A 14312-nucleotide genomic window follows, 5' to 3' on the forward strand; every position below is an offset into this window, starting at 1 on the left:
CTTTAAATTTAAACTATAACTGTAGATCCGCAGTCTGAACTGTATAAGAAACTTTCCCAAAATCGGGACGGCTTTTTGGAGCTTGGTCTTTCAGCAAAAATAAAGCTTTGGTCAAGCTGCAATAAACATCGGCAAGTAAAGTAAGAGAATCTTTCTGCATTCTTACGCAAATATCCGCAATCATTGAATTGGATTTTCTCCTCTTTAGGAGTTTAGGAGATAGGAATTGGAAACAAAAATTTCAATTTATTCGGACGTGGTTTGTCCTTGGTGTTACATCGGAAAAAAAAGAATAGAGGACGCGATCGAACTTCGTAAAAAGTCTCACCCCGATGATAAGATTGAAATAGAATGGAAAGCCTTTCAGTTAAATCCCGATCTTGCGCCGGAAGGTGAAGACAGGGTTCTACACATGACGCGCAAGTTCGGTTCTTTGGATCGGGTTAAAATGATGGTGCAAAGAGTCGCCGATATTGCCGTCGCCGAAGGACTTCCGTTTTCAACTGAGCAGCAAGGTCATCAGCCGAATACGTTTTTGCTGCACGCTCTGATTCGAAGGGCAAAGGAAAAAGGAAAGGCCTCCGAACTCGCCGAAATCTTTTTTAAAAACTTCTTTGCAGAAGGCAAAAATCTATCAGATCCTTTGACTATTTTGGAAAGTTTGAAACAGGTCGGTCTCGATGAAGGGGATTTAAACTACGTAAAGGAAAACGAAACTTTTTTAAAAGAAGTTCAAGAGGAGGAGTTGAGAGGCAGACAACTCGGCGTTTCCGGAGTTCCATTTTTTGTCTTTAATGAGAAGTATGCGGTTTCCGGCGCGCAAGAATCGAATCTCTTCTTACAAGTCTTTGATCAATTGGAAAAAGAAGCGCCTTAAACAGAACGCTTCTTTTCGTTTTCATTTGAGATCGTATACGAGTTTGTATGCGGTCTCTTCTTCTTTTGACCAAGGCAATTGAAAAGGAACCTTCCTCACTTTCGAACCGGTTTCCCTTAGAAAATTCCGAATCTCACTGTCTCTAAAAATTGCTTCCGAAAAAGCGATTTCGCCGGCGTCCGTGATTCCTTGTAATTTTGAAGCGTAGTTTACTGTGTTACCGAAATAATCGATATTGCTGTTCAGATTCACCGCCAAACACGGACCTGTATGAACGCTGATTCGGATTTGAATTCTGTTTTCGGGAGAGATTTGGAATATCTTCTGCAATTCAATCGACGCCCGAATGGAGTCCAACGGACTTGAAAACGACGCCATGACCGCGTCTCCGATCGTTTTTACAACGGCGCCTTTGTTTTCTTTGATGATTCTAAACACTTGGACGAAATGTTCTCTGACTTCTTTAAACGCGCCGGTATCTCCTTCCGAAATGTAGAATCTCGTGGAGCCGACAATGTCGGTAAAAAGAATCGTTTGAACTCCGATGTCCAGTTGAAGATCGGATGCGATCGCTTGTTCCGTAAAAAGGTCGCGAAAATCCTGAAAGTTGAATAATTCCGCGGGACGCAGACTGTAAGCGTCCTCTTTTTTTTCCTCGATTACGAAAGTTCTCGGCGAAAGTCCGCTGTTGTAAATTTGAACGGTAGGTCCGGGTTTTGCGACGAGTTCTTGTTCCGATTGATCCGCGGTCCAACGGATCGTTTCGTTCGAAGAAGGTTGTAATTCCAGAAGATTATATTTTTTTTCTCCCGCGATCCTCAGACGATAGATTCCGTCGTTCAATAATAAATTTGTAATGTACTCTGATCCGGGCGGAATCGTTCTTTGAAAACGAATATGAGATTTCGTCGCGGGTTCGGCGGCGCAGAAATATCTTTTTTGAACCTCTCGTACCGACGGATGAATGTGAAAGGTGATTTCGATCGTATTGAGCTTAGAGGATTCAAAATCGATTCCGCAGACGTCGCAGGAATCTTGAGAAGGAACGTCTCCCAAGTTATTGAGTTCGGATCGAACACCTCTGCAATGAGGACAGATAACGTCCCAAGAAAGCGTAAAAAGTCCCTGTCTGCATCCGTGTAAAAAAAGGAGAAGAAGACTTTCCTGCGGAACTTTCCATTCCAAGGCCAATTTTTTAATCCGAATTCGGTAGAGTTCGTTCTCGTCTTCCGAAAGAATATAATGAATCACTCGATCGATCAGAGTCTCTTCGATACCCTCACGAACTAAATTATTTCTGATTTGTTTTAGCTTGAGGCTTTCGGCAACCGGTTCCGATTCTTTCAGAGTATTCTTAAAATTGATAATCGAATCGTTTCTTTTTCTGGTTTCAATGTCTTCCAGAACTCCCAAAAGTCCTTTCTGATAGTCTTTAAAAAGTTGTTTCATTCCCACGGGAAGGATCAGCTTACCCAGAATACCTCTGGGGATCCAACCGAAGTAAACCGTGAGTTTGGTCCTTTCCGGTGAAAGTTTTTCCACGATATAACGACATCTAACGTATTTACCGAGTCCTTTGCTGTAGATTCTCGCGTTGTTCAAACCTTTGCAGTATTCCCATTCCCAAGGAACTTCTTCCCATTCCATAAGAATTCCTGCGTTTCTGGAGCGTCCGAACAACCTGCCTTCTTTCTCAACGTATTTCATTTCGGGAATGCCGATCCTTTTGTTAAACGAAGATGTGTCGATAAGCCAAGGCCAAAGGGATTCCAAGTCGATATCCAATTCGAACTCCCAGAGTACATCCAAAGGTTTTCCCGATCGGGTCCATTCTTCGTCCCAAGGATATTGTTTTAAGAATTCTCCGAGGTCTGAAATTTCCTTGGATCTGAGTTTGTTCTGATTTATTTCCATGTCGATTCTCTGGTTCCCGTACGAAACATATTTTATTTATAATCCTAAATTCTGCGAGGTAGCGTTAGAAAATTCTCACCATCATAAAAGGAATGGGAAAACGATCCGATTCTTTCCAAAAAGAATCTACAAAATTTCTCTTTTCGTTTAGATTCTGTTTCCTGCTATTGAGTTCGGAAGAAATTTGGTACGGTATGCAATATTCTCAATTCGGTCAAAAATTCAAGAAGCAAACGGGGATCGGACAACTTATGGAGGATCTGGGGAGTCCTCCGCCCGGCGCTTGTATGTTGGGCGGCGGCAATCCTGCACTGATTTCGGAAGTCGCCCAGGTTTGGAAAGAGATCGTATCGAAACAGATCGAATCGGGAAGTTTCAAAAGAATTCTAGGGAGTTACGAATCTCCGGCCGGGATTCAAGAACTTAGGGAACGCGTTGCGTCCATTTTATCGGAAGAATCGGGAACCGCGATTTCCGAAAATCAGATTGCGATCACCAATGGAAGTCAGAACGCGTTTTATCTTTTGTTGAATTTTTTCTCGGGTAAATTTGAAAATGCGAGGAGTAAAAAAATTCTATTTCCGATTCTTCCCGAATACATAGGTTATACGGATCAAACTTTGGAAACGGATTCTTTTCTTTCGTTTCTTCCTAAAATTCAGGAAATCGATTCGCATTATTATAAATATTATATCGACAAGGAAAATTTTGAAATCGTTTCCGATTGGAAAGAGCAAGCGGGCTGTATCTGCGTTTCCCGGCCCACGAATCCTACGGGAAACGTAATTACGGAAGCGGAGCTGGAGTTCCTGATTTCAAAATCGAGGGAGGCCGACATACCGTTGTTAGTCGACAATGCCTACGGTTATCCGTTTCCGGGCGTCGTTTTCGAAAAAACTTCGTTTATCCACAGGCCGGGAATGATTCAAGGATTTAGCCTTTCTAAGCTGGGTCTTCCGGGTGTTAGAACCGGTTTCGTTTTGGGGGATTCCGAGACGATCGAACTTTTGCAAAAAGCAAATTCGGTTATCAATCTCACGAGCGCAAGTCCGGGACAATATATCGCTCTGGATCTTTTCCGCTCGGGGGAATGGAAAAATTTGTGCGAGAACGTTATTCGACCTTACTATCAAAAAAAGTCCGAATTTGCAAGGAACGCGATTCTTCAAAATTGGAGTTCGGCATTGGATTATAGAATTCATCAAAGTGAAGGCGCCTTTTTTCTTTGGGTCTGGGTAAAGAATTTAAAACTTACGGTTTCGGAGTTATATCCGATCCTAAAAGAAGCGGGTGTGATCGTAGTTCCCGGAAAAACTTTTTTCCCCGGCGCGGATCGGAGTTGGTCTCATAGAGAAGAATGTTTTCGTTTGAGCTTTGTGAAAGAAGAAAAGGAAATAGAAGAAGGAATCGTAAGAATCGGTCGAGTATTGGAAAAATTCTCCAAATAAAAAGGTTTCGTCCAGTCATTCGGAATGGAAGACTGGATACTTAGAAAGATTCAATTTACCGGAATTACCTTGTTACATTGATAGGAAAAATGGAAAGTACTGAACAGGACATAAGCTTTGAAGAACTGGCGGCGAGTAAGCCGGTGGAAATCCAGTCTCTTATGCCGGATTATATTTTTTTAAACGAGGGAGCAGTCGGGCTTTCCGCTACCGCGCGTTGTATTTTAGACGAACTACGGGACTGGCATAAAAAAACTGAAAAACACGGTTCGAAAGGAATTCATCCATCTTATTTGCTCACGTTAGACAAGCTTTCCGAACTTCTCAATAAATATAGAAATTTAAGCGAACAATCCAAGTCGCCTCAAAGCGTGGACTTTGCCCTGCGGCAATTGGTGGACTATGAGAAAAAAGGAAAAAATAAATCCGCTTATATATATCCATTCCTCGTTCGTAACGGAGCCAAGGTCTTAGCTCGTATCGCGATTGCAAGTCCGCAAAAAGAGACCAAAACCGACGTGACTCCGTTTCGAGTCGCTTGTTTCGAATTTTCGGAGGAGATGATCGATCTGATCCTTCAGAACCGAGCCAAAAAACCGAAACTTCCGGACGAGGATAGCCCGGGCGCTTTTTTACTTCATAAGAATAAAGCCGGAAAGACCTGGTTATTTCCGAAACTCGCTTCGATCGAGGCGGAGTTTTCCACCCTGTTGAAACGAGGATTTCAGCCTTACAGTTATATTCCGATGACGGACTTCTTGCGGGACTTCTTAACCTATTCGCTTAAGAAGAATTATGTGATGAAGATTCTCCCGGATTATCATATCATACTGGACGATCTACAGCTCAATCCCGACGGTTCGTACGTCAATCAACCGGAAGTGATCGCGCATTATCGTTGTCAGGCGGACGCACTTGAAAAATTCGCGATCCCTTATCTGAAGGAACTCAGCGAAAGAGCGGGTTATAGTCTATTTAGGACGAGAATCGCCGAATTTGAACAAACTCATATTCAACTAGCGGAACCGGGAAGAAGACAAAACAGCGAAAAGGTCAAAGCCCTCATTTCGCTTATCAATGATTATCCGTTCGATCGGGAAACGGACGAACTCGGGAAAAAAGTCTCCGAAACCTGCAGAGCGTCGATTCAAATTCTTTCCAGACTGATCGAAGAAAAAGACAAGCTGGTCCAGAGAAAAGAAGAGAACGTTTTTAAATCGTTAAAAACAAGAATATTGAGTAAGATCTCTGAGACAACCCTGCAAGATCAAACGCTCTACCGGTTTTCACCCGAACAAAAGCTGAAGTCTTCGGGGTTGCTTGACGAAACGCGTTATCCGTCATTGGTAGAGGAATTGAAAAAGGATATCGCGGCGCAATTCGGAATGAAAGTGATCGAAAAACCGGATCAGACTTCCGAGATTTACGCCGTGGATCCGGGTTATATGGCGGCCGTTTTACACAAGTTAAGCGGAATGGCGACGAACAATCCTTCTTACCAAAAAGATTTGGACATTGCGAGAGAAATCAACGCGACTCTCAGTAATCCTAAGCATCCCGGTCTGAACGCCAAGTTGAAAGCGGATAGCATCGTCAAATTGCAACAGGGAATCCAGGCGTTGGAACAACTTGAAGCGGAAAAACAACGCTCTCAGGAATTTGCAAAGAAGTTCAATCTTCCGATGGGAATGCTCGGTTTTGTCGCGAGTATGATTCTTTTTTTGATAGCTTCCGTTCACTTTAAAACGACTGGAGTTTTGTTCGTGGGAATTCCTGTAAGTTTGTTCTTAGGTTTGATGCTCGCATTTTATTTTAGAGATAAGGACAAGTCGGATATTCTCGGCAACGGCGGCGGCGCTTCACTCGGATCCGGTTTTAAGGGAGAATACGGAGCGGCCACTTCTTCTTCGTCGGACGGATTTTATTCCGGAGGCGACGATTCCGAGGATGAGCACGCGTATACAAAAGGAGAAACGCCGAAAGAGAAAAAAGTAAGTCTGATCGCAAAAGGAGCCGAAAGATTCGTCTTTCCGAGCCGATTTACAAAGATCACCGACAAAATTCACGATTCACGTTCACTTCGTAAAAAAATCTATGAGAATCTGGACAACATTCGAAACAACGTGGCTCATCTTAAGGGTGAGAAAGACGACGACAAGGTGGCGTCTACGATCGAATACGCGTTGTTGCAAAATTCGTCTACGATTCTCATTCCGGACGATTTGGTTCCTCAGGGAATGCCCGGTTCTATCATCCTAAGTCACAACGACTTGAAAGCGCCGTTGATTCGGGATCAGATTTCCGAATTCTTACGCAACGAGGCTCAAAAGAAAAAATACGATAAGAAGCTGGTAAAATATTACACATTCTTAATCAACACGATTGAAGTGGAATATTATAAGTATCTGCCGAGCCGGAAAAAGAAATAAATTTACCTCTTTCGAATCTTAATCGTAGAACTTATTCCGGCGTCTTTCCCGTAGAATTAGAATTGACTCGGATGTCCTATTTTACCTAATTTGAAACTATCGATCGATTTCCCGAGTCTTCGTTTTGATATTGATAAAATAAGAATTCCATCGAAGTTAAATTCCGTTTTTTAGTTATAGATTCTAAACTTATGCGTTCTTTTCAAAAGAGTTTTCTGATCGTTTTCATTTTTTTTATTTTTTTCGAATGTGCAAGAATTCAAAGTTTGAATCCGGGCGACGTTAGTTCTTATCCATATTACGAAAATTTAATTATTCAATGTATGCTGGGGCAGACTTCTAATTGTTTGTCGCCTTCGATTCGAAACGTGCGGAACTCCGGAGTCATCCAATCCGGTTTTTTGACGGGAGACACCGCCCCCTTCGCTTCGACCGTAGAGGTCTCGTTAGACGGAGGTTTTTTCCAAGGCGCTTCGGTTGTCGGAAACACTTGGTCTTTTCCGTTACCTACCGGCATTTACGCTTGGAAACAAAATTCTTTGCATAAGGTTTCCGTTCGATCGGGCCCTCTTTCCTCCCAGTATTCTATTCAAATTAGAAAAGGAAACAATCACGACGTAAACGGCGACGGTTTTCCGGATATGATCGTCGGGGCCAACCAGTTCGGAGCCGGAACGGGGAAGGCGTATATATTTCATGGAGGTCCTCTGGGAATTCTTTCGCAAGCCGCAACTTCGGCTAACACGAGTATTGTGGGCGTTCCCTCGGGTCAATTTGGATGGTCGGTTGTGTTGGGTGACGTAAACGGGGACGGCTATGCGGATGCGATGGTCGGAGCTCCGGGTTCGGGTGTTGATTCCGTTTTTATCTATCATTCTTCGGGAAGAGGGGGCGTTCCAAACGGCGCGGCGCCGAATTCCATTCTTAGCGCGGGTTCCATCGTATTTTTTGGAGGCGCCCTCGCGACGGGGGACATCAATGGGGACGGGTTTGAAGATCTTGTCGTCGGATCCTACGGTTATTCGACTTCTACCGGCAGAGTTGACGTTTTTTATTCTTCCGGAACGTCCGGAGTTCCGACCGGAGGTTTTTCTTCGGCCAAATCGACTCTCATCGGACCAACTTTGAACGGAAGATTTGGAATCTCGGTTGCGACCGGAGATTCGAATGGAGATGGATTTACCGATATCTTAATCGGAGCCGATGGAATTTCTAAATCTTACCTATTTCATTCCGGCGGAATCGGTGGAATCTTGGGACAGGACCTTTCCGCGGGCGGATCCGTGAATACGCTTTTGAGCGGAGAAACCGCGAGCCAATTTGGAATTTCGGTTTCAATGGGCGACGTCAATGCGGACGGTTTTCAAGACGCTCTGATCGGCGCCCGATCCTACTCCGGAAACCAAGGACGCGCATACATTTTTCATTCCGGTGGAAACTTTGGGATTTCCAGTCAGGATTTATCCGCTTCCGGAATCGCAAATACGATCTTAACCGGTCAAGCCGCTTCGAGCTTTTTTGGAATTTCAGTTTCTTTGGGAGATGTAAATGGGGACGGATTTTTGGACGCTCTCGTCGGAGCTTACGGAGTCGGGCAAGGAAATTCATTCCTATTTCTTTCCACGGGATCTTCGGGAATCGTCAGCCAAAATCTTTTGAGCGGCGGCGCCGCTCATACGACATTTATCGGTGAAACGGCCGGAGACCAATTCGGAATTTTCTTAAACTTTATAGATGTAAACGGAGACGGATGTTCTGACGCGTCGATCGGGGCTTATGGATATTCGGCCGGAGGAAACACGGGGAGGACTTATATTTTTTCCGGTTCTTCTTCGGGAATTTTAATCGGAACTGCTCTCAGTGCGAATTCGATTCTTACGGGAGAGCCAGCCAGCCAGTTCGGTTATTCGATTGCTTTCAATGAATATAAGAGTTTATTATTGTTTCCTAAAGATTCAAAATCCATATTTAGACCGATTCTTTATAGAGAAGAAGAAACTGAAATATCTTATCTTTGATTTTTATACCTTCCTTAAAGTATATTCGTATTTTTGAATTCTCAAAGATCTAAGAATTTGTTTCCTTTTTCCGTTGTTAGACCACTCGAAGTTTTCTGATGAATTATAATTTGGGTCCTTTCCTTTGATGCATTCTTTGAAAAAGAATTGAAAATAGAAAAGTTAAATTGTAATCAATGCATCGTCCTTTGATAAAGAGAGGAGATCGTCTTGACCCGATTCTACATTTTGATTCTGCTGCATCTGCTTTCATCTAATTTGATCGCCGAAACCATTACTCCTCTACAAGTCGCCTTATTCAATCCCATACAATTGACAGAGGAAGAATCGGACGTTTTTGGACTTCGTTTGAATTTTATTTACGGAAAGAATCGGAACCTATACGGACTCGATTTGGGGCTCGTCAATTCGGTTGCTGAGAATTCGGGCGGTCTTGCGTTGGGAATGGTCAACTATAGCGGAAGTCACAGCGGCTTACAAACGGGTGTTGTCAATTTAAGCAAACGCAGGTTATATGGCATTCAGTTCGGGATCGCAAATTACTGCGACTCGCCGTTCGGATTGCAGCTTGGTTTGGTGAATGTCGGCAATGAAGCCTATCTCCCTATGCTTGGAATTTTTACAAACGTGGCGAGAAAGCCGTATCTAGGTCAATTCACCGTAGGCTTTAATCAGGCCAGGGAAAGTTTTTTTCAAGTCGGCGGTATTTTAAACAATTCGAATGAAGGACTCATTCAACTCGCGGGCGGCTTAAATTTCAGCGAAAACTCTATCCTTCAAATTTCAGGACTTTCTAATCTATCGGAGAACGGCGTTTTTCAACTTACCCTCGGAGTCAATCGAGGCGCCGACACAAAATCGCAGTTCGCCGGTTTATTGAATATTTCCGGAAATTCTTTGTTACAGATGGCGTTCATCGGAAATTCGATCTTGAGCGAGGGGTTTTTGCAATTCGCGCTTCTTGGAAATCACGCTCGCAAGAACCAAATTCAAATCGCGGTTTTGGGTAACTACGCGCAATCAAGTTATTTGCAATTTTCGAGCCTTCTGAATATCAATACCTGTCCTGACGGATGCAAGGCGAACGCTCAGATATCGACGTTCCTAAACTATTCGGATCAAGTAAACAGCCAATTCGGTTTAATAAATATTGCGAATCAATCAAATCTTCAAATCGGAATTCTAAATCTAAGCGATTCGAGCAAAAAAGGACAGGCGGGTATTTTTAATCGATCTCCCAAAACAGAAGGATTTATGATCGGATTGATAAACGAAAGTCACGAGCTTTTCGGTTATCAAATCGGTCTTATTAATATCGCGAAAAACGCTTTTTTTCCGTTCACTCTATTCTTTAACTCCAATTATGAAAATAGAAACGTTAAGCGGAACACAGGTTTGCTTGAAGGACGCTATTCTCTTTTTCAGTTGAGTCTTTATTCTCCATTACAATTTTTCACCTATGAAACGCCTATCAATGGGGTTCGATTAAATCTTTTCTATGGAAAGAGTGTTTCGATTTTTGGACTAGATTTGGGTCTGTTCAATCTCGCCTCGGAAGTGAGAGGTGTTGAAATCGGAGCGTTCAATCTCATCCGCAAAGACTTCGGAGGCGTTCAGATCGGCCTATTCAATTCTTTAGTCGAAGATTTTTACGGAATGCAGATCGGTGCATTGGGTCATTACAATCGAAAATCATTATATGGTTTTTCGATCTCACCGATTGCCGTTACAAAAGGAAACGTATATGGGATGCAGATAGGACTTCTTCTAAATTCAGGGCAGAACTTTCCGTTGCCTCAGTTTAGTTTCGGTTTCAATATCGCAAATTTTTCCGCCGGGCAAATCGGAGGAATCGGTAACTATGCTTCCAACAACGTAAAAGGGGCGCAGATCTCGACCGGGTTCAATTACGCGAAAGGGAATGTCTACGGGCAGATTGCGGGAATTTTTAACTATGCAGAAGGAAACGTCGTTCCGGGACAAATATCTTTATTCTTCAATCGTGCGCTTTATACTCCGTTTCAACTTTCTTTGTTCGGAAACCATGCAGTTGAAGAAAGCGACATTCAGCTTGCCGGTCTATTTAACATCGTAGCAAGGGATATTCGTTCCGCACCTTTCGGACGAGGCGCCGATCCGTATGCTCAAGTATCCTTGGTCTTCAATCTTTCGCGAAAAACATACTTTCAAGCGTCGGCATTCAACATCGATAGAGGTCATAACTACGTTCAAATCGGCGGAATCAATTTTGCAAGGGACGGTCATTTTCAAGCTGGAGGAATCAATATAAGCGTAGGCATGCAAGGTGTTCAAACGGGACCAATTAATTTTGCTGACGACGGAGCAGGGACTCAAATCGGAATGGTGAACATTTCCAATCGATTCGAAGGCGTATCGGTCGGAGCTTGGAACCTCAGCCATTCTTTTAAGGGATTGAGCGTTGGTATCTTTAACTTTGCCGAATACTTGACAGGGGCTCAAGTCGGTCTTATCAACATTCACCTTCGCGGAAAAATTCCCGTGATGGTAGGGGTCAACGCCGGAGCGACCGGCGAGGATTGATCATTTCAAAATAATTTTCACCATTTTAATAATTTTAGATTGACCGTACAAACCGGTACGCGACTGTGACTTCAAGATTCCTGGTGACTATAGAGAGAGGGCCACACCCGTTCCCATCCCGAACACGGAAGTTAAGCCTCTCATCGCTGATGGTACTGTGTGGTTCGCTGCATGGGAGAGTAGGACGTTGCCGGGTTTTTTTATTTTAGGACAGAGAATTGATTCTGACAATTCTCCTCCGGTCGTTCGGGCCTTCCTCAGGGATTTTCTTTTTCCTGAAATTCCACAAAGAATAGAATCCCGACGGACAAACTCACACTGAATCAGTGTGAAATGGTTGACTTAGACCTTTTTCAGAAAGCTTCTGTTAGAAAGAGTGTTGGATTCTTCTAAATAGAAAAGAAACGCAATCATTAACGCCAATCAGGGATAATTATGAAAAGAAATTACCAGCCCAGCCGAGTAAAAAGAGCGAGAACACACGGATTTCGCGCGAGAATGGCTACTTCCGGAGGAAGAAAAGTTCTTTCCCGTAGAAGGAAGAAGGGCAGACACAAGCTCACCGTTTCCGACGAAAAACTCGGTAAAAAATACTAAGAACTAAGTCATCGAAGAGACATTAAAATCCAGGAAGGAGATACAATCTCTTTTTAAGGCTGGAAAAAGAGTCTCCCGCTTCCCGATCGTTCTTGTATATTCTCCTAACTCCTTATCTAAGAACCGTTTTTTGTACTGTCCGGAACGTACGGTAAAGACGGCGGTTCAAAGAAACCGGATCAAAAGGAAACTACGTTCGGTCATACACGAGGAAGAGAAGAACTTTCTAAAAGGCTTTGACATCGCAATATTAGCCAAAAAAGAAATTTTGGATCTAAACCACGGGGAGCTGGTTAAGATTCTGGTCTCTCTGATCAACCGAATCTTATGAACCAACTTGCAATCAAACTGATTCAGCTTTACAAACGGCTAATCTCTCCTTTACTCCCGCCAGCCTGTCGATTCACTCCAACTTGTTCCGAATATGCCGCACAAGCATTTCAAGAATACGGATTTTTCCGCGCATTGCAGCTGAGTACTTGGAGAATTTTGAGATGCAACCCTCTCTCTCGGGGATTCGAAGATCCCTTACCACCTAACATTAAAAGGACGAAATGATGGAAGATAGACAAAGTAGATTATTTTTAGCTCTGATTCTAAGTATGGGAATTTGGATGGGAGTGAATTATTTTTTCTTCCCTTCCGCTCCTCCCAAAAAAAATCCTGAAACCAAGGAAGCTACTTCGGATAAACCTTCGGACAATAAAAAGGAAAACAAAACTCAAACCGAAAAGACGAAAGAAGCTCAGATCACCGCTCCAGTAAAAGAAGCAAAGGTTGCGCTTTCGGATGCAAAGAAAACGAATATCGTCACGGATTCTTATATCGTAGAATTTAGTTCCCTGGGTGGAAGAATCTCCAAATTCTACGTAAAAGATTACGTGGGACCTAACGGCGATTTGATGCAAGTCGCTCGTAAGAATCCTGAGACCGTAACGGTAGACGGTAAATCGTATCAGGCAGTAGAACTTTCCAGAGAGAAGGGATTTGACTTTAACTTTGCAAATTCCTTAACCGAGCTTCCCGAATCCGATTGGAACGAAATTCTTTTTACATTAGAGGAAGATAAAGCGAATTCTTCCTTGATTTTCAGCGCCGTTTCTCCGGACAAAACTTTTCAACTTAAAAAACATTATCGCTTTTATCCGGGTGAGAATTATTTTAAAATTTCTCTTTCCATCGTAAATCTAACGAAGGAAAAACTTTCCTTTGCTTCACAAAAGAACACAAGATATCTCAGGACTTTTGGAAGTCTCGGACCTCTTCCGAAAGACCGAGCGCTCAACGATCGCGATACGGCGAACTTCTTTCGTTTCTATCATATAGGCGGTTCCTTTAACGATACTCTGGACGGAAGCTCTTCTCTCGGTTTTTGGTCTTCCGTAGGAAATTTCTTTACAGGGAATTCCGGTGCGGACGAAACCTTTAGCGTGAAATCAAACGCGGAATCCGGAGTCGATTTTGCTGGAACGGGTTCGCGTTACTTTATCGCGGTCGCGGATCCTCTCGATCATAAACCGCAAGGCATCGTTTTGGATAACAGAGCGAAAAATGAAACCGGCGCCGTATTATTGTACGATAATATTTCCTTAACTCCCGGTGAAACTTACAATCTCGATTTCGGAACTTATGTCGGAGTTCGCGAGAGCGAAGGAATGGTTTTTAGAAATCCGGAACTTGATCCGAATCAAGCGAAGAATAGTCCTTTTGCAGGTTTGAGCGCAGACTTAAATAAATCTTTCAACCAAGGGATGACGACACCTTTTAGAAATGGAATCATCTGGGTTCTGAAAAAAATCTATCAGTTCACGGTTCCTAACTACGGCTGGAGCATCATCATTTTCGCGATTCTTTTCAAACTCGTATTCTATCCTCTCAACCAAAAACAAGCGGATAGTATGAAGAAGATGCAGGAACTCAGTCCGCAACTCAAGACGATCAACGAGAAGTTTGCGAACGATCCTAAGATGCGTCAGCAAAAGACTATGGAACTCTATAAGAAGAACAACGTAAACCCGGTCGGCGGTTGTCTTCCTATGGTGATTCAAATCCCGATTTTTATCGCTCTTTATACCGCTTTCTCTGATACAATCGATCTTTGGAACTCTCCGTTCTTATGGGTGAAAGATCTCAGCGAGCCGGACGTTATTTGGACTTCTCCTGCGATTCCATATTTCACTCAAACCGGACTCGGTTTGAATCTTCTCGCTCTTCTGATGGTTGGAACTCAGATCTTCCAAACAAGAATGACTTCGGTTTCCATGGATCCGAATCAGAAAATGCTAATGTATGTAATGCCCGTTATGATGCTCTACATCTTCTGGAACATGCCTTCCGGCGTTACTCTCTATTGGACTTTTCAAAACATTCTTTCCATCGGACAACAGTGGATTACGAACCACCTAAAAAAGACCGAGGAAAAGAAAAAGGCAAAGGCCTGATCGCGCAACGAACTCATTATCGAGGA

General features: G+C 43.2%; 10 protein-coding genes and 1 rRNA gene. 10 read left to right on the forward strand and 1 reads right to left on the reverse strand.

The window, feature by feature from the left end; translation table 11 throughout:
* Nucleotides 1-226 precede the first annotated feature (226 nt).
* Nucleotides 227-877, forward strand: coding sequence for a DsbA family oxidoreductase (locus CH376_RS05905; RefSeq protein ID WP_100787971.1), 651 nt, complete (start codon nucleotides 227-229; stop codon nucleotides 875-877).
* Between the two features lie 21 nt (nucleotides 878-898).
* On the opposite strand, the gene CH376_RS05910 is transcribed toward CH376_RS05905, so the two are convergent.
* Nucleotides 899-2791 (reverse strand): adenylate/guanylate cyclase domain-containing protein, encoded by a 1893-nt coding sequence (locus CH376_RS05910; protein WP_100787972.1) that lies wholly within the window; start codon nucleotides 2789-2791, stop codon nucleotides 899-901.
* Nucleotides 2792-2985: 194 nt separating this feature from the next.
* Here CH376_RS05910 and CH376_RS05915 point away from each other — a divergent pair, with 194 nt between their 5' ends.
* The 9 genes from CH376_RS05915 (at nucleotide 2986) to yidC (ending at nucleotide 14286) form a co-directional block, all read left to right on the forward strand.
* A complete protein-coding gene (locus tag CH376_RS05915; protein WP_100788017.1) occupies nucleotides 2986-4239 on the forward strand; it encodes a valine--pyruvate transaminase in 1254 nt (417 codons plus the stop codon).
* Nucleotides 4240-4328: 89 nt separating this feature from the next.
* Nucleotides 4329-6668 carry a hypothetical protein gene (locus CH376_RS05920; RefSeq protein WP_100787973.1) on the forward strand — a complete coding sequence of 780 codons (2340 nt, stop codon included), beginning with the start codon at nucleotides 4329-4331 and terminating at the stop codon, nucleotides 6666-6668.
* A gap of 191 nt (nucleotides 6669-6859) precedes the next feature.
* Nucleotides 6860-8686, forward strand: coding sequence for an FG-GAP-like repeat-containing protein (locus tag CH376_RS05925; RefSeq protein ID WP_100787974.1), 1827 nt, complete (start codon nucleotides 6860-6862; stop codon nucleotides 8684-8686).
* 210 nt (nucleotides 8687-8896) lie between these two features.
* Complete coding sequence (locus CH376_RS05930) at nucleotides 8897-11248, forward strand: LA_2272/LA_2273 family lipoprotein (RefSeq protein WP_125232014.1); 2352 nt, start codon at nucleotides 8897-8899, stop codon at nucleotides 11246-11248.
* Between the two features lie 79 nt (nucleotides 11249-11327).
* Nucleotides 11328-11444: ribosomal RNA gene (gene rrf, locus CH376_RS05935) — 5S ribosomal RNA — on the forward strand.
* Between the two features lie 239 nt (nucleotides 11445-11683).
* The gene (rpmH, locus tag CH376_RS05940; protein ID WP_100787976.1) at nucleotides 11684-11845 is read left to right on the forward strand and encodes a 50S ribosomal protein L34; all 162 of its coding nucleotides are present in this window, start codon (nucleotides 11684-11686) and stop codon (nucleotides 11843-11845) included.
* 40 nt (nucleotides 11846-11885) lie between these two features.
* Complete coding sequence (rnpA, locus tag CH376_RS05945; RefSeq protein ID WP_243398241.1) at nucleotides 11886-12176, forward strand: ribonuclease P protein component; 291 nt, start codon at nucleotides 11886-11888, stop codon at nucleotides 12174-12176.
* Nucleotides 12173-12403, forward strand: coding sequence for a membrane protein insertion efficiency factor YidD (gene yidD, locus CH376_RS05950; protein ID WP_083244018.1), 231 nt, complete (start codon nucleotides 12173-12175; stop codon nucleotides 12401-12403). Before rnpA ends, yidD begins: the two co-directional genes overlap by 4 nt.
* Complete coding sequence (yidC, locus tag CH376_RS05955) at nucleotides 12403-14286, forward strand: membrane protein insertase YidC (protein WP_100788018.1); 1884 nt, start codon at nucleotides 12403-12405, stop codon at nucleotides 14284-14286. Before yidD ends, yidC begins: the two co-directional genes overlap by 1 nt.
* Nucleotides 14287-14312 lie beyond the last annotated feature (26 nt).

The sequence above is a fragment of the Leptospira adleri genome (genome assembly GCF_002811985.1).
GTDB lineage: Bacteria > Spirochaetota > Leptospiria > Leptospirales > Leptospiraceae > Leptospira > Leptospira adleri.

What these genes read in the sequence shown, in the direction of transcription:
- yidC (WP_100788018.1), top strand. Translation starts at nt 12,403, where the DNA reads ATGGAAGATAGACAAAGTAGATTATTTTTAGCTCTGATTCTAAGTATG.
- rpmH (WP_100787976.1), top strand. Translation starts at nt 11,684, where the DNA reads ATGAAAAGAAATTACCAGCCCAGCCGAGTAAAAAGAGCGAGAACACAC.
- CH376_RS05910 (WP_100787972.1), bottom strand. Translation starts at nt 2,791, where the DNA reads ATGGAAATAAATCAGAACAAACTCAGATCCAAGGAAATTTCAGACCTC.
- CH376_RS05920 (WP_100787973.1), top strand. Translation starts at nt 4,329, where the DNA reads ATGGAAAGTACTGAACAGGACATAAGCTTTGAAGAACTGGCGGCGAGT.
- CH376_RS05915 (WP_100788017.1), top strand. Translation starts at nt 2,986, where the DNA reads ATGCAATATTCTCAATTCGGTCAAAAATTCAAGAAGCAAACGGGGATC.
- yidD (WP_083244018.1), top strand. Translation starts at nt 12,173, where the DNA reads ATGAACCAACTTGCAATCAAACTGATTCAGCTTTACAAACGGCTAATC.
- CH376_RS05925 (WP_100787974.1), top strand. Translation starts at nt 6,860, where the DNA reads ATGCGTTCTTTTCAAAAGAGTTTTCTGATCGTTTTCATTTTTTTTATT.